This window comes from Novosphingobium sp. FG137, from assembly GCF_057809735.1.
Window position 1 is genome coordinate 142,013 of record NZ_JBMDKN010000003.1, and the last position, 18,469, is coordinate 160,481.

At 65.4% G+C, this 18,469-nt stretch carries 20 protein-coding genes; 7 read left to right on the plus strand and 13 right to left on the minus strand.

The genetic code is table 11. The annotated features are described in order from the left end of the window. Positions 1-3: 3 nt before the first annotated feature. Together ACODS2_RS10210 and bchF are read right to left on the minus strand one after the other, a co-directional pair. Positions 4-1,308: a ferredoxin:protochlorophyllide reductase (ATP-dependent) subunit N gene (locus ACODS2_RS10210; protein ID WP_488998716.1), complete on the minus strand. Its 1,305-nt coding sequence runs from the start codon at positions 1,306-1,308 to the stop codon at positions 4-6. Next, complete coding sequence (gene bchF, locus ACODS2_RS10215) at positions 1,305-1,859, minus strand: 2-vinyl bacteriochlorophyllide hydratase (RefSeq protein WP_488998717.1); 555 nt, start codon at positions 1,857-1,859, stop codon at positions 1,305-1,307. Before bchF ends, ACODS2_RS10210 begins: the two co-directional genes overlap by 4 nt. A gap of 207 nt (positions 1,860-2,066) precedes the next feature. Here bchF and ACODS2_RS10220 point away from each other — a divergent pair, with 207 nt between their 5' ends. The 7 genes from ACODS2_RS10220 to ACODS2_RS10250 all read left to right on the plus strand — a co-directional run bounded on the left by ACODS2_RS10220 (position 2,067) and on the right by ACODS2_RS10250 (position 8,789). Continuing rightward, on the plus strand, positions 2,067-3,035 hold the full coding sequence (locus ACODS2_RS10220; RefSeq protein ID WP_488998718.1) for a cobalamin B12-binding domain-containing protein: 969 nt from the start codon (positions 2,067-2,069) through the stop codon (positions 3,033-3,035). Between the two features lie 14 nt (positions 3,036-3,049). Next, positions 3,050-4,471, plus strand: coding sequence for a transcriptional regulator PpsR (gene ppsR / locus ACODS2_RS10225; protein WP_488998719.1), 1,422 nt, complete (start codon positions 3,050-3,052; stop codon positions 4,469-4,471). 63 nt (positions 4,472-4,534) lie between these two features. Beyond that, positions 4,535-5,461 (plus strand): chlorophyll synthase ChlG, encoded by a 927-nt coding sequence (gene chlG / locus ACODS2_RS10230; protein ID WP_488998720.1) that lies wholly within the window; start codon positions 4,535-4,537, stop codon positions 5,459-5,461. After that, complete coding sequence (locus ACODS2_RS10235) at positions 5,461-6,768, plus strand: BCD family MFS transporter (RefSeq protein WP_488998721.1); 1,308 nt, start codon at positions 5,461-5,463, stop codon at positions 6,766-6,768. The genes chlG and ACODS2_RS10235 overlap by 1 nt, the downstream gene beginning before the upstream one ends. Continuing rightward, the gene (locus ACODS2_RS10240; RefSeq protein WP_488998722.1) at positions 6,765-7,961 is read left to right on the plus strand and encodes a geranylgeranyl diphosphate reductase; all 1,197 of its coding nucleotides are present in this window, start codon (positions 6,765-6,767) and stop codon (positions 7,959-7,961) included. The genes ACODS2_RS10235 and ACODS2_RS10240 overlap by 4 nt, the downstream gene beginning before the upstream one ends. An 8-nt stretch (positions 7,962-7,969) precedes the next feature. Next, the gene (locus ACODS2_RS10245; RefSeq protein WP_488998723.1) at positions 7,970-8,452 is read left to right on the plus strand and encodes a TspO/MBR family protein; all 483 of its coding nucleotides are present in this window, start codon (positions 7,970-7,972) and stop codon (positions 8,450-8,452) included. Positions 8,453-8,528: 76 nt separating this feature from the next. Next, positions 8,529-8,789 carry a hypothetical protein gene (locus ACODS2_RS10250; protein WP_488998724.1) on the plus strand — a complete coding sequence of 87 codons (261 nt, stop codon included), beginning with the start codon at positions 8,529-8,531 and terminating at the stop codon, positions 8,787-8,789. Positions 8,790-8,969: 180 nt separating this feature from the next. On the opposite strand, the gene ACODS2_RS10255 is transcribed toward ACODS2_RS10250, so the two are convergent. The 11 genes from ACODS2_RS10255 to bchC form a co-directional block, all read right to left on the minus strand. Continuing rightward, positions 8,970-9,542 carry a nucleotidyltransferase family protein gene (locus tag ACODS2_RS10255; protein WP_488998725.1) on the minus strand — a complete coding sequence of 191 codons (573 nt, stop codon included), beginning with the start codon at positions 9,540-9,542 and terminating at the stop codon, positions 8,970-8,972. Between the two features lie 197 nt (positions 9,543-9,739). Continuing rightward, a complete protein-coding gene (gene pufC / locus ACODS2_RS10260) occupies positions 9,740-10,825 on the minus strand; it encodes a photosynthetic reaction center cytochrome PufC (RefSeq protein WP_488998726.1) in 1,086 nt (361 codons plus the stop codon). Further along, entirely contained in the window at positions 10,822-11,790 is a 969-nt protein-coding gene (gene pufM / locus ACODS2_RS10265) for a photosynthetic reaction center subunit M (protein WP_488998727.1), read from the minus strand. The genes pufC and pufM overlap by 4 nt, the downstream gene beginning before the upstream one ends. 13 nt (positions 11,791-11,803) lie before the next feature. Continuing rightward, on the minus strand, positions 11,804-12,628 hold the full coding sequence (gene pufL, locus ACODS2_RS10270) for a photosynthetic reaction center subunit L (protein ID WP_298168457.1): 825 nt from the start codon (positions 12,626-12,628) through the stop codon (positions 11,804-11,806). A 131-nt stretch (positions 12,629-12,759) separates the two neighbouring features. Then, positions 12,760-12,939, minus strand: a complete 180-nt coding sequence (gene pufA / locus ACODS2_RS10275; protein ID WP_298171240.1) for a light-harvesting antenna LH1, alpha subunit — start codon at positions 12,937-12,939, stop codon at positions 12,760-12,762. A 108-nt stretch (positions 12,940-13,047) separates the two neighbouring features. Continuing rightward, a complete protein-coding gene (gene pufB / locus ACODS2_RS10280) occupies positions 13,048-13,200 on the minus strand; it encodes a light-harvesting antenna LH1, beta subunit (RefSeq protein WP_072383985.1) in 153 nt (50 codons plus the stop codon). Positions 13,201-13,324: 124 nt separating this feature from the next. After that, a complete protein-coding gene (bchZ, locus tag ACODS2_RS10285; protein WP_298171242.1) occupies positions 13,325-14,770 on the minus strand; it encodes a chlorophyllide a reductase subunit Z in 1,446 nt (481 codons plus the stop codon). Continuing rightward, positions 14,767-14,934, minus strand: a complete 168-nt coding sequence (locus tag ACODS2_RS10290; RefSeq protein ID WP_488998728.1) for a hypothetical protein — start codon at positions 14,932-14,934, stop codon at positions 14,767-14,769. Before ACODS2_RS10290 ends, bchZ begins: the two co-directional genes overlap by 4 nt. Next, positions 14,931-16,469 carry a chlorophyllide a reductase subunit Y gene (bchY, locus tag ACODS2_RS10295; protein WP_421838992.1) on the minus strand — a complete coding sequence of 513 codons (1,539 nt, stop codon included), beginning with the start codon at positions 16,467-16,469 and terminating at the stop codon, positions 14,931-14,933. The genes ACODS2_RS10290 and bchY overlap by 4 nt, the downstream gene beginning before the upstream one ends. Beyond that, positions 16,459-17,454, minus strand: a complete 996-nt coding sequence (locus tag ACODS2_RS10300) for a chlorophyllide a reductase iron protein subunit X (RefSeq protein ID WP_488998729.1) — start codon at positions 17,452-17,454, stop codon at positions 16,459-16,461. Before ACODS2_RS10300 ends, bchY begins: the two co-directional genes overlap by 11 nt. Beyond that, positions 17,451-18,386, minus strand: a complete 936-nt coding sequence (bchC, locus tag ACODS2_RS10305) for a chlorophyll synthesis pathway protein BchC (protein ID WP_298171248.1) — start codon at positions 18,384-18,386, stop codon at positions 17,451-17,453. Before bchC ends, ACODS2_RS10300 begins: the two co-directional genes overlap by 4 nt. Positions 18,387-18,469 lie beyond the last annotated feature (83 nt).

The following is an 18,469-nucleotide window of genomic DNA, read 5'->3' on the forward strand; positions in this document are numbered from 1 at the left end:
GGCCTAAATCCTCAGCACATCGCGGCGGCGCAGTGGCCGGGCGAAAAGTTCGGCGAGGTCACCCGCCTGATCGAAGCCGTGCACGGGCGAGAACACCAGTTCGATCGACCACTTGGTTGCAAGGCCCTCAGCTTCGAGCGGATTGGCAAGGCCAAGCCCGCAGACGGTCAGGTCGGGCCGGTCGGCGCGGACCCGGTCCAACTGGCGCTCCACATCCTGCCCTTCGCTGATCCGCGTGCCTTCGGGCAGGCGGGCAAGGTCGGCGGCGAGATGCGCGCGGTGAAGGTAGGGTGTGCCCACTTCGACCGGAATCATGCCCAGTTCGTTCGCCAGAAACCGCGCGAGCGGGATTTCCAGCTGCGAGTCCGGCATGAACGAGATGCGCTTGCCCTTCAGGGTGGGTGCGTAACGCTCCAGCGCCCGCTTGGCCCGCTCGCGGCCCGGCGCGATCACGCGGTTGACGTGCATCTCGTCGATTCGGAAGGCGGCGGCGGCAGCCGTCAGCCATGCAGCGGTGCCTTCGGCGCCGAACGGGAAGGGCGCATCGATGCGCACCGCACCCCGGTCTTCCAGAGCGCGCGCGGTCTCGCCCAGGAACGGCTGGGCGAGAATGTAACGCGTATTGGGGCCAACCGGCGGAAGGCCGCCAGAGCGCCGCGCCGGCAGCACGCCGACTTGGGAAATGCCCAGTTCGGCAAACAGGCGCAGGAACTGGTCTTCCACGATGTCCGGCAGCGTGCCGACCATGACCAGCGAGAGCGGCGCACCCGGCGCTTCGGCGGGCATTTCCGGCACGAGCGTGGTGAGACAGGCGTCCTCGCCTTCGGTGAATGTCGTCTCGATCCCGCTGCCCGAATAGGCGAGGATGCGCACACCTTCGCGGCCTTCGCTGCGCACGTGCTTGGAGCCAAGGCGCTGCGCGGCGTTGCTCAGATCGAGCTTGATCACCTCGGACGGGCATGAACCGACGAGGAACAGCGTGCGGATCTCGGGGCGGCGCGCCAGCAGGCGGTCCACCACGCGGTCCAGCTCGGCGTGGCAATCGGCCATTCCGGCGAGATCGCGTTCCTCGATGATCGCCGTGGCAAAGCGCGGCTCGGCAAAGATCATGACCCCCGCTGCCGATTGCAGCAGGTGCGCGCAGGTCCGCGATCCCACGACAAGGAAGAACGCGTCCTGCATCTTGCGATGCAGCCAGACGATACCGGTCAGTCCGCAGAAAACCTCGCGCTGGCCGCGTTCGCGCAGAATTTCCAGCCCGCCGTCGCGTGATGTTTCTGCAGCTGCGAGTGCTTGTGCAGGGCTCATGCGGCGGCTCCCTTGAGCATCTGGGCCTGGAGCCGGGCCGCCCGCAGCTTCAGCACGAACTGCGCGGCGTTGACGACATAGGCGAAGTAGGCCGCGAGCACGATGGCGAGGCGTGCTTCCAGCGTGCCGATCTTGCCCACCAGCATGACCATGTAGGCCGTGTGCAGGGCGATCACGAGCATCGAGACGACGTCTTCCCAGAAGAACGCCGGGGCGAAGAGCCACTTGCCGAAGACGACCTTTTCCCAGATCGAGCCGGTGACCATGATGGTATAGAGCGTGAGCGTCTTCGCGATCACCGAAAGGTCTGCCGCAAAGGCGCCTTCGCCCGTCAGCAGGCAGCGCACCACAAGCGCGAGGCTGACCAGAAACACAAGGAACTGGAACGGCGCCAGCAGGCCCTGGACCAGTGTCCAAACCGTGTTGTCACGCCGTTGCTGTTCTTCAGGAGTATATAGCGGGCGGGCTGGCCGGGCCGGCCCGCGAGCGCTCAGGCGGTGGTCCGATCCGGACCCGATTCCGCGCAGCGCTGTCGTACGAGCTTCCGACATTTCTTGCGTCCCATCCTCTTCACAACGAGCAGCTTACGACTCGTTCGAACGGACTGTCAATAAAATTGGACGACAAGAAAAATTGACATCATTGGGTTTGCCAAGGTCCGGCATTCGGCGTACGTCTTGGCTACGGGACAGAGTCGGAGTGTCTTATACCACTATCCCCACGTGGCCATGTCGCCGCGGCAGACGGGAGAGTCTGACATGGACTTGGCGGTTGGAAAGAGCGGGCCACAAGGTGGCCAGGGGCCCCGCAAGGCGGACCCGGGTGCTGCGTACGAGGAACATACTGGTGTGCCGGTGAACGGTCGCCGGAAGGGCAGCGGCGGCGGCAACAGCGGCGGCGGTCGGGGCGGAAGCTCGCGGCGTCAGCAGCGTTCCAGCCCCAACTCCAACTCGGCCATCAGCACCCTGATCGAGGGTGAGATCATCCCCCAGCTCCTGGTCGCGCACCGCACCCGCCCCTGTCGCTCGGTTGCCAGCGGCAGCAGCCTGATCACGGCTGAGGATGTCGCACGCTTCTCTGCGCTGCCGCTCACGCTGCAGGCCGATGAACTGCTTGTCCATGTCGAGGAGTATCTCGCGCGCGGGGTCGGTATCGATGCGATCTTCGTCGATCTGCTGGCGCCCGCAGCACGCCGCCTCGGCGTCCTGTGGGAAGAGGATCTCTGCGATTTCCTCGATGTCACCATTGGCCTCTGGCGCCTTCAGGAAGTGATGCGCGAGATTGCCTGGGGCAGCCCGATCATCACCGGCCCGCTCATCGCACCGCGCCGTGCGCTGTTCTCGCCCATTCCGGGCGAACAGCACAGTTTCGGCGCAACGATGGTGCACGAAGTGTTCGTCCGCGCCGCGTGGGACAGCGAAGTTCTGGTCGCCCCTGACATGCGCCAGCTTGTCGCAAAAGTTGCCAACAAATCCTACGATCTCGTCGGCTTGACCGTTTCCTGCGATGTTACTACCGAGTCGCTCGCAAGAACGATCAAGGCGATCCGCAGCGTGTCCATGTGCCAAGACGTAAGCATTCTGGTGGGGGGACAAGCAGTGAATGCCAATCCGGCGATGGCTCTCGAAGCCGGCGCAGATGGCTCGGCGGCTGATGCACCCGGAGCGCTCGCTCTCGCCAACCGTCTGGTCGGCGCGGCTCCGCACCGGACCGTGAACGCCGGCTAGGGCCGGTCGCCACCGTGGTAGAACCCGAACGCGCCCTCGCGGACAAGACACCGTTTTCACGGTTGGAATCCGCTTTCAACGGTATCGGCCCGGCCGATGCCATGCGCCTTGTGATCGCCTCGGGGGATGTCACCCTCGCGCTCGATCCTGAAGGCCACATCCTCGATGTCGCCGCCAATCGGCAGGACTTTCCGGGCTGCGACAGCTGGATCGGCCAGCACTTCGACGCCATCGTCACGGTCGAAAGCCGCGGCAAGGTCAAGGACATGTTGCTGGGGGAACATGGTGACGCGGGCAATCGCTGGCGCCAGATCAACCACACCAGCAGCGCCGGCGATATCCCGGTCCGCTATCTCCTGATCCGCCTCGAGGGCAGCAAGCACCTCATCGCGGTCGGGCGTGACATGCGCAATGCAGTCGTGCTGCAGCAGCGCCTTCTCCAGGCCCAGCAGTCGCTCGAGCGGGACTACATGCGCCTGCGCCAGATCGAGACACGCTATCGCCTGCTCTTCGATCTGTCCTCCGAACCGGTCCTGCTGGTGGAGGCGGACAGCCAGCGCATCCAGGAAGCCAACCCCGCCGCGCATTCGGTGCTCGAAGCGCGCCCCGGCAGCCTTGTCGGTGCCAAGCTCTCCAGCCTCATCGCGCGCGGCTCGCGCGATGCGCTGATCGCCTATCTCGGCGCGGTGCTGACGACGTCGGAGGTTTCACCGCTCACGGTCGAGCTGGAACGGGCGCGCCAGCAACTGACCATCTCCGCCACCGGTTTCCGCCAGCTCGGCGGGCGCTACCTGCTTGTGCGGCTCGGCAGCCCCGACAGTCGCAACACCGAAGGCGCGGCCACCTTGCTCGATATTGTCGAGCGCATGCCCGATGCCTTCGTGGTCGCCAATTCCGATATGCGGATCATTGCGGCCAACATCGCGTTCCTCGAACTGGCGCGCGCCGCCTCGCTCGATCAGATCCGCGGCCGTCCGCTCGGCGAATTCGTCGGTCGTCCCGGCATCGATCTCGATCTCATCGAAGGCCAACTCACCAAGTACGGCCTTGCCCGCAATGTCAGCACGGTCGTCCGCGCCCGCGATTCCGAACTGGAAGAGCCGGTGGAGCTGTCCGCCGTCCGCACCTCGGGCGACAACCCCTGCTATGGCTTCGCGATCCGCGAGATCGGCCGCCGCCTCCGCGATCTGCCGCCTACGCCGCTCGATCTGCCCCGCTCGGTCGAGCAACTGACCGAACTCGTCGGTCGCGCCTCGCTCAAGGAAATCGTGCGCGAGAGTACCGACCTGATCGAGCGTCTCTGCATCGAAGCCGCGCTGGCTTACACTTCGGATAACCGCGCTTCGGCCGCCGAAATCCTCGGCCTCAGCCGCCAGAGCCTCTATTCCAAGCTGCACCGCTATGGGCTCGGCAATCTCGTGGGTGAGAGCGAATAGCGTCTAACCTGCAAGTGTAAGAATCAATTGACACTTGTGGGTGTCAACCATACCCTCCGAGGTATGACGCAGCCTGCCACTTCGGCCCAGCCCGGGGCTCCTGCCACCGCCAAGGACATTCGGCGCCCCGCCCCGCGTGACGTGCTGGAGTTGCTCAAGCCGATCACCTGGTTCCCGCCGATCTGGGCCTTCATGTGCGGGGCCGTGTCGTCGGGTCAGCCAGCTTCCGGCCACTGGATCGCGATCATCGCAGGCGGCCTCCTTGCCGGCCCACTGGTTTGCGGCAACAGCCAGGCCATCAACGACTGGTTCGATCGCCATGTCGATGCCATCAATGAGCCCAATCGCCCGATCCCCTCGGGCCGCATCCCCGGCCGCTGGGGCCTCTGGATCGCCTGCGTTGGCTCGGTATTGTCTTTCGCGGTGGGCGCGGCGCTCGGTATCTGGGTCATGGTCGCATCGCTCGTCGGCCTTGCTGCCGCCTGGGCCTACAGCGCGCCGCCCTTCCGCCTCAAGGCCAGCGGCTGGTGGGGCCCCGCGCTCGTCGGCCTCACTTATGAAGGTCTCAGCTGGTTCACCGGCGCGGCCGTGATGACCAGCACCTTGCCGCCCACGCCGGTGCTCGTCGTCCTCGTGCTCTACAGCCTCGGCGCGCACGGCATCATGACACTTAATGATTTCAAGGCGGTAGAGGGCGACAAGCAGACCGGGGTGCGCTCGCTCCCCGTCGTGCTCGGCGTGCGCAACGCCGCCTTGTTTGCTTGCGGGGTCATGGCGCTCGCGCAGGTGATCGTCGCGATCTACCTCGTGCAGCAAGGCCTCATGCTCTCTGCTGGCATCGTTGCGTTGGTGCTCGCCGTGCAGTTCGCGCTCATGCCCAAGCTGATCGCCGACCCGGCCAAACGTGCGCCGTGGTATGGCGGGACTGGCGTCACGCTCTACGTCCTCGGCATGCTGGCAGCCGCCGGCGGCCTTGGCGGCCATTGGTGATGGCCCGCGCTGGCACACCCTCCGGCTTCGGCTGGCTCTCGATCGCTCGGCTTGGTCTGGTTCAGGCCTCCATCGGCGCGATCGTCATGCTGGCCACTTCGCTGCTCAACCGCGTCATGGTCGTCGAATACGGGATGGCCGCCGCCGTACCCGCCGGGCTCGTCGCGCTCCATTATGCCGTGCAGCTCGCGCGCCCCGTCTGGGGCCATGGCTCGGATCGCGGCCATGCCCGCACTCCCTGGATTATCGGCGGCGTCGCGGTGCTCGGCTTTGGCGCCATGCTTGCGGTCTTCGCATTGCCGCTCCCCCAGCTGCCCGCCAACGCGTTGCTGCTCCTCGGCTTCATACTGATCGGTGGGGGCGTCGGCGCGGCAGGCACTTCGCTCCTTGCGCTCCTCGCCGCCGATGTCGCGCCCCAGCGCCGCGCCGCCGCCGCTGCCCTTACCTGGATCATGATGGTGATGGGCATCGTCTTGTCTGCAGGCACCGCCGGCGCGCTGCTCGAGCCGTTCTCGTGGGCCCGGCTCGTGCAAGTCTCGGGTGGCATCGCGCTCTCTGCACTCGTGCTCACCGTGCTCGCCACCTTCCGGCTGGAACGCCGCGTTCAGGCCGCCAACCCCGAACCTGCAAGCCAGACCAACTTCGGCGATGCCCTGCGCGCGGTCTTCGCTGAAACCGCAGCTCGACGCTTCACCGTGTTCGTGTTCCTCTCGATGCTCGCCTATTCGATGCAGGATCTCATCCTTGAACCCTTCGCCGGGATCGTGTTCCGCATGAGCCCCGCGCAATCGACCTCGCTCTCCGCTGTCCAGCACAGCGGCGTGCTCCTCGGCATGATCGTCGCCGGTATCGGCGGCAGCGCCTTCGCTGGTCGCGCCGCCGGGGAACTTCGGGGCTGGATCGCCGCCGGCTGCGTCGGCTCGGCGCTCGCGCTCGCGGGCCTTGCGGTTGGTGCCGGGGTGGGGCCGGGCTGGCCGCTCGCCGCCAATATCGCCGCGCTCGGCTTTGCCAACGGCGTGTTCGCGGTCTCCGCCATCGGCGCGATGATGAGCCTGGCGGGTAGCGGGTCCGGTGCTGATACCGGCGTGCGCATGGGCGTGTGGGGCGCGGCGCAGGGCATCGCCTTCGGGCTCGGTGGGCTCACCGGGGCAATCGGCGTCGATCTGGCGCGCCACGCGGAAAGCGATGGCGGCGCCTTTCAGACAATCTTTGCGCTTGAGGCCATGCTGTTCATGGCCGCGGCGGTCATGGCAGCGCGCATTGCAGGGCAGGGCGCGTCAATCAGTTTGCGGGAGGCGGAAGCATGAGCGGGATCGAATTCGACGTCGTGGTGGTGGGCGGCGGGCCTTCGGGGGCAACTGCTGCCGCGGATCTGGCGCGCATGGGCCATTCGGTCATGCTGCTCGATCGCGCAGGTCGCATCAAGCCCTGCGGCGGCGCAGTCCCCCCGCGCCTGATGGAAGAATTCGCCATTCCCGACAGCCTCCTCGTCGCCCGCGCCCGCAGCGCGCGCATGGTCGCCCCGTCAGACCGCGCTGTCGATATGCCGGTGGGCGAGATCGGCTATGTCGGCATGGTCGATCGCGACGTGTTCGATGAATGGCTGCGCAATCGCGCCGCGCAAGTGGGGGCAGAACGCCGCACCGGCACCTTCGAGCGGATTGATCGCGATGGGGCCGAAGGCGCCGTGGTCGTCTACCGCGAAAACCGCGGCGGACCGGAACACCGCGTCCGCGCGCGGCTGGTCATCGGCGCAGACGGCGCCCGTTCAGGCGTCGCGCGCGACAGCATTCCCAACAGTGAAAACGTCAAATGCGTCTTCGCCTATCACGAGATCATCAAGTCCCCGCCGGCCAACGATCAGGGCTACGATCCGGCGCGCTGCGATGTGATCTACCAGGGGCGCGTCTCGCCCGATTTCTATGGCTGGGTCTTCCCCCACGGTGAAACCGCAAGCATCGGCGTCGGCAGCGCGAACAAGGGCTTTTCGCTCAGGGGCTCGGTCGCCACGATGCGCCAGGAAATGGGCCTCGCCCATTGCGAAACGGTGCGCAGCGAAGGCGCGCCCATCCCGCTCAAACCCCTGAAACGCTGGGACAACGGCCGTGACGTCCTCGTCTCGGGCGATGCCGCCGGCGTCGTCGCGCCCGCCTCGGGCGAGGGGATCTACTATGCGATGACCTGCGGCCGCCATGCCGCAAACGCCGCGCATCAGTTCCTGCTCACCGGCAAGCCCAGCGCGCTCAGGGCCGCACGGCGCACTTTCATGCGCGAACATGGCCGGGTGTTCTTGATCCTGGGGATCATGCAATACTTCTGGTATTCCAGCGACAAGCGCCGCGAACGCTTCGTGGCGATGTGCGCAGATCCCGATGTGCAGAAGCTGACCTGGCAGGCCTATATGAACAAGAAGCTGGTCCGCGCCGATCCGATGGCGCACCTCAGGATCTTCCTGAAAGACACAGCGCATCTCCTTGGCCTCAGGGCAGCGCACCCTTGAACGCTCCCATGGGTAACAGGCCCTGGGGACTGCCGATTGCCATTGCCGCGATTGCGGCGATCGTGGTGGCCGGGGTGGGCGGCACGATGACGGACACGACCGGCTGGTATCTGAGCCTGCGCTTGCCCAGCTGGAACCCGCCGCCGCCCGCCTTCGGCATGATCTGGACTGTCGTCTTCACGCTGATCGCCGCCTCCGGTGTCAACGCCTGGCGCGCCGCGCCCGATAGCCGTTCAGCCGATACGCTGATCGGCCTCTACGCGATCAACGGCGCGCTCAACGTGAGTTGGACCGTCCTGTTCTTCCAGTTGCGCCGGCCGGACTGGGCCTTTGTCGAGCTTTCGGTGCTGTGGGTCTCGATCGTCGTCCTGATCTTCGCCTGCGGCCGCTTTTCGCGCATCGCGGCGCTGCTGCTCCTGCCGTATCTGGCGTGGGTTTCGGTCGCGGGCGCACTCAACTGGCAGGTGATCCAGCTCAACGGGCCGTTCTGATCTCGACGGTCGCTCCAAAAACCCCGCTCACCCTGAGCTTGTCGAAGGGTGTTGGCGCAACAGTGCAGACCATGTGATGCCTAATCTTGCCGCCTTCTTCGCCAGCGGCCACGCCGCCGATCTCGTGCTCGCCGTGTTGGCCGTTGAGGCGCTGCTCCTGATGCGCGCAGGCCGCCCCGCCATCGATGTCGCGCTGCTCCTGCTCCCCGGCGCCTGCATGATGCTGGGCCTGCGCGCCGCGCTGGTCGGCGCCAGCTGGCCGTGGATCGCGCTGCCGCTGGCGGCGTCGTTCCCGGTCCATCTGGCGGATATGATGCGCCGGGGCAGGGGGCGGTAGAGCACAACAATACCGGATGGGCCACCTGACCTTCGTCATTCCCGCGAAGGCGGGAAGCCAGAGCGACGGTAGCACCTACCACGAGCCTGCACGCTTAAGGCAGCGTCAATAGGTTCTTCGGCAGTAACGTGTCAGCATTGGGTGTACCACAGCTGCGGACAGTAGTCAGAAGAACCGAGGTTACGTAGAGAGCGGTTTCGTGCAGGCTAGCAACGGCCACTCTGTCGTCCAGTCCTTTGAACTGATCCTTTCGTCGTAGATGGCCAGTTTTTCAGTTATGAACCTCTGCGTCGGCCGGAGCACCAAGTTGAAGAGATCATCCAGGCCGAGCGGGCTGGCAATCTCGATCTGATCCCTCCCGCTGCGCCTCGCAGCCACGGCTGTCGCTGTCTCAGGCCAATACCGCATGGCGTCGGTTGCAGATTGATAGGGGGGATCGTTGTTGCGGGTGTGCATCCGCGCCTGATTCTTCACCGACCAGTCAATGGAAGGCGCAGCAACGCGGAGAGCATCTTCAAGACTGCGATCATGCCATTCCTGACTGCGGTCTGGATCGAACCAGATCACATCGACATCACCCAGAGGTGGCCGTGGTGGGCGATTGTGCAGGGCATCCCAGACCGCATTCCTGACAAATCCAGCCGCGATCCAGCAATCTGGCAGACCGAGATCTGCCACCAAGCCCAGAAGATGCCAGCGGATGGAATCGCCGCGAAGCATCGCACTGATCTGCATGTGGTGAACGTCACGCATGGTTCAGGCTAACGCATCGTCAAAGGTCTGCAACAGCGCGGTTGTCACGCCAGAAGGCTTGATGCCCGCTATGCTGCACTTCTTTCCGCAGTAGCCCCACCCACAAAAAGAAAACCCCCGCGATCCGTGTGGGATCGCAGGGGCCAGGTGTTCCGCGCCGGTTGCGTGCGCGGGGGTGTTGTGTTGCCTGACCGGGGTCAGGGCATCTTGGTTGCCGCCGCAGCCGGAGCTGCCGGGGCAGGTGCAGCCGCTGCCGTGATCATCGGACCGGTCGGCCGCAGGGCCGGGTAGTCCTTGACCATCGAGACGCCGCCCAGAGGCTTGTTCACGCCGCGGTGGCAGGTTGCGCAGTTGACCTTGAGCGGATCACCCTGCGGTCCCAGCCGGTGCTTGGGGAACACACTGGCAAGCGAGCCGATGTATTCGCCGTTGATGTTGCGCACCATGCGGTAGCCGTACCAGGCGCCAACGCGCTTGGGCGTGCTCATGTTCCAGGCCTGGAACGAGCCGGCGTTGTGACAGAACGTGCAGTTCACGCCGAGCGCCGAGGAGGTGTGCATCATCAGGCTGTAGGTGCCCTCGGTTTCCATCGTGGTGGTCTTGTTCGCCGTCGCCGCATAGCCCGAAGGATGGCTATAGTTCGATTGCACCCGGATGTTGCTGGATTTCGCATCAAGCAGGTACTTGGCAAACGCCTCGTTCGGGAGCGAGGAATAGGCCGTCGTGGCAAGCGGCGCATTCTGGCCATGCTTGTTGCCCAGAATGGTATCCGGATTGCCCTTTGCCGGCAGCGCCCAGTTCTCGCTCGGCACCGCCTGTCCGCGGTGGCAGGTGTAGCAGGTGACGCCGGTCTGCTTCACGTGCTGTGTCCAGCCCGTGTTGATGTTCCGGGTCATCTGCAGCATCCGCCGCGCGACCTTTTTGGTGTAGAGCTCGTCAGAGGCCATGTTCGCCGGATTGTGGCAATAGTTGCAGCCTTGCTCCGGTGCGATCCACTGTGTGATCGCGGCCATCGTGTAGCTGAACTCGTCCTCCGAGATGTCACCCAGAACCTGGACGTTCTGGTAGGCTTCGCGGGCCGGCTTGCCGCCCGGCTTCGGCGGATCGTAGGGCGGCGGGGGAACCTCGCCGACCTTCTTCTTGTCGGAGACGAGATGGATCTGGTCCATGCCCGTGCCCCGATAGCCGTTCTGCGCGACCGATTTGGTTTCCAGTTGGCAGGCACCGAGCAGTGCCGCGCCGGCGAGGACCGCGCCGAGGCGCAGTAGCATGGTGCTTCTCATTGTCCCGTGCTCCCCAATGCCGGATCAACGACCCCGGTGTCGGGATAGGCCGGCGCGTAGTGGTGCTGTTGTGCCCAAAGGTACCAGTTATCGACAACGGTGCCGGTGAGCAGGATGCCGATGCCGCCGGTCAGCGTGGTCAGCACGGCAAACCACCATGCCCAGCGGTGAATCGATTCCATCGTGGCGTTGAAGCCCATGGTCCAGCGCCAGAACAGGGCCGCACGCTCCGATGCAGTACCGCGATCGGTAATCTGCTCGATCTCGCGCTCACCGCCGTAGCGGCCGACTGCCAGAATGGTTGCGCCGTGCATCGCGAAGAGCAGGGTCGAGCCATAAAGGAAGGCGATCGAGAGGGCGTGGAACGGATTGTAGAACAGGTTGCCATAGCGGATCGAAAACGCAGCAGTCCAATCGAGATGCGGGAAGATGCCGAAGGGCACCGCTTCAGACCAGCTGCCCATGAAGGCGGGCCGGATGAAGCCGAGCACGAGGTACAGCCAGATCGCTGACATGAACGCCCAGAATACGTGGGTGCCCATGCCGAGTGCGCGGGCCCGGCGGTAGGTCCGGATCGCCCAGAGCAGGACCGAGAGCGTCAGGAACATGCCGGCGAGGATCCACCAGCCGCCCTTGGCGAGCGGAACGATGGGCGAGAAGCCGTATTCCGGCCCCGGCGGCTCGAGGCTGAGCCAGGGCAGCATGCGGACGAACTGGATTGGGTTCCAGTTCACCGACGCCATCATGTTGAGCCCGATGATCTCGAACGCGATGAACCCGCACAGGAGGGCGAGGAGCCCCGTCCATCCAAGGTAGATCGGGCCGAGCTGGGCCTGGCCAAAGCGGCCAAAGAGGTGGTTGAACCCTACGGCGGTGCCGCGAGGATCACTGCCGGGCTTCATCCCAATGCCCATTTCCGGGGCATGGCTGAGCTGAACCTGGGTGAAGATATTCTGGTAAGCCATGGCTAGTCCTCCTTCACGACCAGATCGGCAGATTGAGCCACCAGTTCCACCATTCGGGCCATCCGCGGGTCCACAGCGGGCCGCTGATGATGATGCAGACCGCGCTCCAGAAGCCGGCGTTGAGCGCCAGCAGCAGGCCCAGGCGGTGGATGCCCAGGGTACCGATCGAGTAACCGATCAGATCGCGGAAGAAGGTGTCTTCGTATTCCGGCGTCTTGACGGTCTCGCCCTCTTTGGGATTGACCGCGGACAGCACCAGCGCGCCGTGCAATGCGAGCGCGAGGCAGGTGGTGAAGAAGAACGACACCGCCAGCATGTGCGCCGGATTGTAGTGGAAGTGCAGGTACTGGTAGCCGGTGTTCGACACCCAGTCGAGGTGGCTGAAGATCCCATAGGGGAAGCCGAAGTGCCAGGCACCCAGCAAGACCGGACGGATCACCACCAGCGAAACGTAGGCGAAGATTGCAAACCCGAAGGCGATGGGCACATGATAGCCCATGCCGAGTTTGCGGCAGATTTCGACCTCGCGCAGCGCCCACGATGTGAACGATACGATCGCGCAGACCGTGATCACCTGCCAGAATCCGCCATGACTGAGCGGGGCAAATCCCAGGCCGTATTTGAGATCAGGTGGGGCGATCGAGATCAGCCACGGGTTCCACGTGCCGCCTTGTGAGGCACAGTAGAGAATGAGGGCTGTTCCGAGTGAGGCGAAGATCGCCGTGATCACTCCGAAAAACCCAACGTAGAACGGGCCGACCCAAAAGTCGAAAAGGTCCCCGCCGATCAACGTGCCTCCGCGCACGCGATACTTCCGCTCGAAACTGAGGAGCGCCATAGCTCTATCCTCCCCCGCCCAAGCCTGGCGGGCACAAGTACATGGAAAATCAACCGGTTCCCCCCGGCAGTGCCGGAGGCGGCATGTCCCCCATCAGATGGGTGGGATGCCGCCTCTTGCCTTGCAGGTGGTCAGGGTGCGGCCGCGCCAGCGGCTGCGGCTGCCGGGGCCGCAGTGTGCGGGCCGTCGAGCCAGTTGAAGCGAGGCGTGCTGAGCAGGATGAAGTGAATCACGATTGCCAGCACAAACAGGAAGGCAGCAAGAGCCACCAGGGCCCTGCGCGGATCGAAAATAAGCCAGACTCTCCACATGGTATCTGTCCTTGTGAATGCGCCATCTGGGCGCGGTCGTACATGTTCGGCCAAGAAATGGCCGGGTGGCCGTTACGGCCAAACGCGGTAGTTGTGTCGGTGGATTTCTTACGAAATCCAGGGACGCCACGACCACACGAGCGCGTGGGCAACCACGGCAACTGCGGTGAAGCCGAGGAAGCTGCTCATGAACAGCTTGTGGAATTCCTTGGCTTCTTCGGGGGTCAGGTAGGTCCTGAGCCCAAGGCGATCATCGCTCATTTCTGCATCTCCAGTATTGACGTGCAAAGCGAGAGGCGGCGATCGCCCCCCGGCGATATTCCAACGGCCGAAACCGAGGGAATGGTGGTGCCCGCGTTGGCGCGGGTCATTTCGTGCGCGCGGCTCATGGTGCGGAAGCACCGAGCAGCGCATCTGCCAGCCTGTCGGGGCTGACGATGCTTTCGCCTTCGCGGCGCGCGGCGGCTTCAGCCGCGTCGCGCAGGCGCTTGGCAAAGGAGATGCGGATGAGGACCGGCTGTGCTTCGACCAGTTCGTCGAGCCGCGCCTTGGCCTCGTCACTCCACGGCAGCTCGCGGTGGAGCCGCGCCGGCGTGGCGGGCACCGCATCGAGCTGGGTGGCCAGCGGGAGGATGTGGAACAGCGCATCGAACAGCGCGTTGCACACTTCCTGGATCAGGTAAGTCGCACCCGAATAGCCCATGAAGGGCGTGCCGGGGTGGCGGCGGATCGCTGCACCCGGGAAGCTCGCCGGGATGTAGATGCTGCGCGCGCCGCATTCGGCGAGGTACATCCGCTCATTATAGCTGCCGAACACGACCATCGGCGCGCCGGCGCGGATCGCATCGCGCACGTCCTCGTTCTTCGGCTTCACGCCTGCACTGCGCGAGAAGGCGAAGGCGCAAGGGAGGCCCATGTCCTCTTCGAGGAAATGGCGGATTCCGCGCGTGTAGGTCTCGTTCGCGACGATGCCGAAGCTCGCCGTGCCGAAGAAGTCCTGCGTCACCGAACGCCACAAGTCCCACAGCGGCTTGATCGTGGTGTGCTTCTCGCGCGTGATGAACGGCTCGGGATCAAGACCCAGCGATGCGCCCAGCGCTTCGAGGAAGCGGGTGGTCGACGTAAGGCCTACCGGCGCCTGGAAGTAGGGCCGCTCGAGCACTTCGCACAGGTTCCGCCCGAACTCGCGGTAGAGGCAGACGTTGGCGTCGGCATCCGCCAGTTTGCGGATATCGGCAAGATGGCAGCCCAGCGGGAACACCACGTTCACCTCGGCGCCGATGCCTTCGATCAGGCGGCGCACTTCGGCGAGATCCGAGGCCATGTTGAACATGCCGTAAGCCGGGCCGATGATGTTGACGCGGGGCTTTTCGCCTTCCTTGCGGGCCTTGGGGGCGGGCATCGCCTTGGGGCCGAACTCGGTCCAAAGCCAGCTCAGCGCGCGGTCGGCCGATTGCCACTGATCCTCGTCGATCGTGCGCGGCAGGAAGCGCTTGATATTGGTGCCGCCGGGCGTCACGCCGCCGCCGATCATCTCGGCGATGGAGCCGGTGACGACGACAGCCGGGAGATCCGGGTCGAGCGTCTTCCAGGCGCGGCGCATCGCCGCTTCGGTGCCGGTCTTGCCGAGCTCTTCCTCGCCCAGGCCGGTCACGACGATGGGCAGTTCATGCGGCGGCAGGCCATCGGTGTAGTGCAGCACCGAGGTGACCGGCAGGTTCTCGCAGCCCACCGGGCCATCGATGATGACCTGCAGGCCCTTGACCGCCGTAAAGACGTAGACCGCGCCCCAATAGCCACCGGCCCGATCATGATCGATGATCAGCGTCATGCGCGCGCTCCGAACATCTGGCTCAGGGCCTTGCCCAGGCTATGGCCGAACAGCAGCACCGACGTTTCGTCGGAGTGCGGGCTTGATGGCTGAACGGCCGGCTGCCGCGCGGGCTGCACAGTGATGGCGAGGCGCTGGTCGCCGTAGGAGATGAGAAAGATCATGAGCCCACCGCCTCGGCCGCCTTGCGGGCAGCCTCGTTCAATGCCGCGTACTTCTTCTTGAAGCTTGGGCGGTCCTGCGGGGTATCTTCCCAGACACCGGTGGCGTGCCCGGTGCCGACGCCGTCGAAGAAGGCGGCCATGCGATCGAAGCGCGCCTTGCCGGCGATGGCGGTGTTGACCACCATGGCCAGGCTGCCTGCGCCTGCCGGGCCCATCAGCGGCCGGGCCGAGATGAGGTTGGTGAAATAGAGCGCCGGGATCGCCATCTGCTTGGCATGCTGCACCACCGGCGTCGTCCCGATGGCGAGATCGGGGCGGAATTCCTCGACCGCCGCGATGTCCTGCTCGAGGCTGGCGCGATACTGCACTTTCACGCCGCGGGCCTGGAGCCACTCGCGATCGGGATCGGACCAGACCGTGCGCGGGCAGGCAGTGCCGACGTAGCGGACGTCCGCGCCGCTTTCGATCAGCAGGCGGGCGACCAGCAGTTCCGAGCCTTCATAGCCCGAAACGGTGATCCGGCCCTTGATCGGGCGGGCCGCAAGCGCTGCGGTGATCGCAGGCAGGATGCGGTTCTGCGCGGCGGCGACCAGATCGGCCTTTACGCCGCAGGCCTGGCCGATCGCGGCCAGCCAGTCGGCCGTGCCGTCGCGGCCAACCGGCGCCGAGCCGACGACGGTGCGGCCGGCGGCTTCGAATTCGCGCACGCTGGCGGTGTAGAAAGGGTGGATCGCGGCGACGACGGCGCAATCAAGCGCGGCATAGAGCTCGCGCCATTCGCGGGTCGGCACGACAGGGCCGGCAGCCAGGCCCATCGGTTCAAGCATCTGGGCAATGCCCATCGGATCGACCGGGAACATTTCGCCCAGCAGGGTGACAGTCGGCTTGTCGGGCCGCGTCTGGGGCGCGCTCACCGGGCCTGCTTCAGCCTCGCTGCGGGCGTAAGCGAGCATGGCTCCGGCGAGCACGTCCTTGGCTTCGGCGTGGGTCGGAATGCCGAAACCGGGAACATCGATGCCGATGATCCGGACGCCGTTGATTTCCTTGCCCAGCAGACGGAGCGGAACGCCGCTGGCCGTGGGCACGCAGAGGTTGGTGACCACGATCGCATCGTAGTGCTCGGGATCGGCGAGGTTCTCGACCGCTTCCTTGATATCTTCAAAGAGCTTGCCGGTGACGAGTGTTTCCGAATTGAACGGAACATAGCCCACGCTGCGCCGCGCGCCGTAGAAGTGCGAGGTAAAGGTGAGGCCATAGACGCAGCAGGCCGAGCCCGAGAGCACGCTTGCGGTGCGCCGCATGCGAAGGCCCACGCGCAGCGAGCCGAACGCGGGGCACATCGATTGGGGCTGATCGTGCGGGCCGACCGGATAGTCGGCGGCATAGCGATCGAGCACTTCGCTCTTGCCTGCGGCGCGGGCCGCCTCGCGCATCCGGTCCGTGCCGCCATGGCAGCCGCCCCCGTCGCCCGCCGGGACGAGCGCGTCCGGTGTGGCGTCGATACGGTCAGCAGGGGGGCGCGCGTCAGATGTCATCGTAGACGACCTCCAGCGAAGCCTTGGGTTCGAACGAGCCGCCGCGCATGTCGGCCTGGGTCGCAGGCAGCAAAGTCACGCTGCCGCCGGTTTCCTCGGGCGAGAACAGGCCGAGCAGGCCGTCCTGGTCGAGCGGCTTGGGCCGGCGCGGCGGAGCGGTGGCGACGTTTTCCGCCAGCTCTTCGAACAGGCTGCCCCACTGCGAGTCAGGCCGGCCGATGATCTGGTAATTGGCGGATTTGCGGCGAATGTCCTCGTCCGCCGGGATCGCGCAGAGCACCGGGATATCGACCGCTTCGGCAAAGGCCTTCGCCTCGCCGGTGCCGTCGTCCTTGTTGATGATCATGCCCGCGACGCCGACATTGCCGCCCATCGAGCGGAAATATTCGACCGCCTTGCAGACATTGTTCGCCACGTAGAGCGACTGCAGGTCGTTCGAGCCGACGACGATGACCTTCTGGCACATGTCACGCGCGATCGGCAGGCCGAAGCCGCCGCAGACCACGTCGCCGAGGAAATCGAGCAGCACGTAATCGAAGCCCCACTCGTGGAAGCCCAGCTTCTCGAGCAGTTCGAAACCGTGGATGATGCCGCGCCCGCCGCAACCACGGCCGACTTCGGGTCCGCCGAGTTCCATCGCAAAAACGCCGTCGCGCTGGAAGCACACGTCCTCGATTTTCACTTCCTCACCCGCCAGCTTCTTGCGCGAGGAGGTCTCGATGATCGTCGGGCAGCTCTTGCCGCCGAACAGCAGCGAGGTTGTATCGGACTTGGGATCGCAGCCGATCAGCAGCACGCGCTTGCCCTGTTGCGCCATCATGTAGCTGAGGTTGGAAAGCGCGAAGCTCTTGCCCGAGCCACCCTTGCCGTAGATCGCGATGATCTGCGTTTCCTTGGTCACTTCGGTAGGTACAATCGCGTCGGGTTCGATCGCGGCTTCGTCGCGAAGGGCCTGGACGCGCGCAGATGCTTCAAGAGTCGTCATGCGCAGTTGCTCCAATCGAGTACCATTTTCAGGCAGTTGCGGTCTGTGAAGGCCGCAGGATAGGCCTCGGCCGCCTCGCTCGCAGGGCGAACGTCGGTGACCAGGCCGCTGAGGTCGAGCCGGCCGTCGCGAACGAGATCGCGCGTCCGGTCGAGGTCGCCGGGGCTCCACTCTGCAGCCACGCGAATGCGGGCCTCGGCGCGGAAGGCCACCGGAAAGGCGAAGTTCAGCCGGTCCGAATAGAACCCGGCAAGGTTGATCTCGCCGCCGCGCGCCAGGCGCGAGAGCAGCGTATCGAGAATGTTCGAATCGCCGCTGGCATCGCAGATCGAGCGATAATCGCGGCGCGGATCGGCATCGGGCGCGACGACCGTGTAGCCGATAGCGCCGGCGGTGCGGAGCGGATCGGTTTCCCAGACGGTGGGGGCAGGTGCGCCCAGCGCCATCGTGATGCGGGCCAGCAGGCGGCCAAGCACGCCGTGGCCGACGATGAGATCGGGCAGGGTGCCGCCATCGAGCGCATGAAGCGCCGTCGCGGCGAGGGCGAAGAGCACGCCGTCAGCCTGCAGCGACTCGTCTATGGTCAGTGCGCGGGTCGATGGGAGAACGAGGCGGCGAGCCGAGCCGCCGAACAGGCCGCGCGCATCGCGGAAGCAGCTGGCGCCGGGAACGAAGACCCAATCACCGATTCGCGCCCAGGCATCCCGACCAGCATCGATCACCCGACCAACCGATTCGTAACCCGGCACGAGCGGATAACCCATGCCCGGAAACATCGGCATTTTCCCGGTCCAGAGCAGCTTTTCGGTGCCTGTGCTGATGCCGCTCCAGCGGACTTCGACAACCACGTCGGCGCCGGTCGGCGCATCAAGCGCGAGGGGGCGGAGAGCCAGTTGCTCCGGAGCCTCCATGATTAGCGCTAATGCTTCCACGACCACATTTCCCCTCACCCCGGCCCGGACGGCGTACCGTTCGGTCTAGGGGGCTTTCCGAGTGTCAGCTTACATTGTCATCA

What these genes read in the sequence shown, in the direction of transcription:
- ACODS2_RS10220 (WP_488998718.1), top strand. Translation starts at nt 2,067, where the DNA reads ATGGACTTGGCGGTTGGAAAGAGCGGGCCACAAGGTGGCCAGGGGCCC.
- ACODS2_RS10290 (WP_488998728.1), bottom strand. Translation starts at nt 14,934, where the DNA reads ATGATCTTTCTCATCTCCTACGGCGACCAGCGCCTCGCCATCACTGTG.
- pufM (WP_488998727.1), bottom strand. Translation starts at nt 11,790, where the DNA reads ATGGCTTACCAGAATATCTTCACCCAGGTTCAGCTCAGCCATGCCCCG.
- ACODS2_RS10250 (WP_488998724.1), top strand. Translation starts at nt 8,529, where the DNA reads ATGCCTAATCTTGCCGCCTTCTTCGCCAGCGGCCACGCCGCCGATCTC.
- ACODS2_RS10300 (WP_488998729.1), bottom strand. Translation starts at nt 17,454, where the DNA reads ATGACGACTCTTGAAGCATCTGCGCGCGTCCAGGCCCTTCGCGACGAA.
- ACODS2_RS10210 (WP_488998716.1), bottom strand. Translation starts at nt 1,308, where the DNA reads ATGAGCCCTGCACAAGCACTCGCAGCTGCAGAAACATCACGCGACGGC.
- chlG (WP_488998720.1), top strand. Translation starts at nt 4,535, where the DNA reads ATGACGCAGCCTGCCACTTCGGCCCAGCCCGGGGCTCCTGCCACCGCC.
- ACODS2_RS10255 (WP_488998725.1), bottom strand. Translation starts at nt 9,542, where the DNA reads ATGCGTGACGTTCACCACATGCAGATCAGTGCGATGCTTCGCGGCGAT.
- ACODS2_RS10235 (WP_488998721.1), top strand. Translation starts at nt 5,461, where the DNA reads ATGGCCCGCGCTGGCACACCCTCCGGCTTCGGCTGGCTCTCGATCGCT.
- bchY (WP_421838992.1), bottom strand. Translation starts at nt 16,469, where the DNA reads ATGACATCTGACGCGCGCCCCCCTGCTGACCGTATCGACGCCACACCG.
- bchZ (WP_298171242.1), bottom strand. Translation starts at nt 14,770, where the DNA reads ATGACGCTGATCATCGATCATGATCGGGCCGGTGGCTATTGGGGCGCG.
- ACODS2_RS10245 (WP_488998723.1), top strand. Translation starts at nt 7,970, where the DNA reads ATGGGTAACAGGCCCTGGGGACTGCCGATTGCCATTGCCGCGATTGCG.
- pufL (WP_298168457.1), bottom strand. Translation starts at nt 12,628, where the DNA reads ATGGCGCTCCTCAGTTTCGAGCGGAAGTATCGCGTGCGCGGAGGCACG.
- bchF (WP_488998717.1), bottom strand. Translation starts at nt 1,859, where the DNA reads ATGTCGGAAGCTCGTACGACAGCGCTGCGCGGAATCGGGTCCGGATCG.
- pufA (WP_298171240.1), bottom strand. Translation starts at nt 12,939, where the DNA reads ATGTGGAGAGTCTGGCTTATTTTCGATCCGCGCAGGGCCCTGGTGGCT.
- pufB (WP_072383985.1), bottom strand. Translation starts at nt 13,200, where the DNA reads ATGAGCGATGATCGCCTTGGGCTCAGGACCTACCTGACCCCCGAAGAA.
- ACODS2_RS10240 (WP_488998722.1), top strand. Translation starts at nt 6,765, where the DNA reads ATGAGCGGGATCGAATTCGACGTCGTGGTGGTGGGCGGCGGGCCTTCG.
- pufC (WP_488998726.1), bottom strand. Translation starts at nt 10,825, where the DNA reads ATGAGAAGCACCATGCTACTGCGCCTCGGCGCGGTCCTCGCCGGCGCG.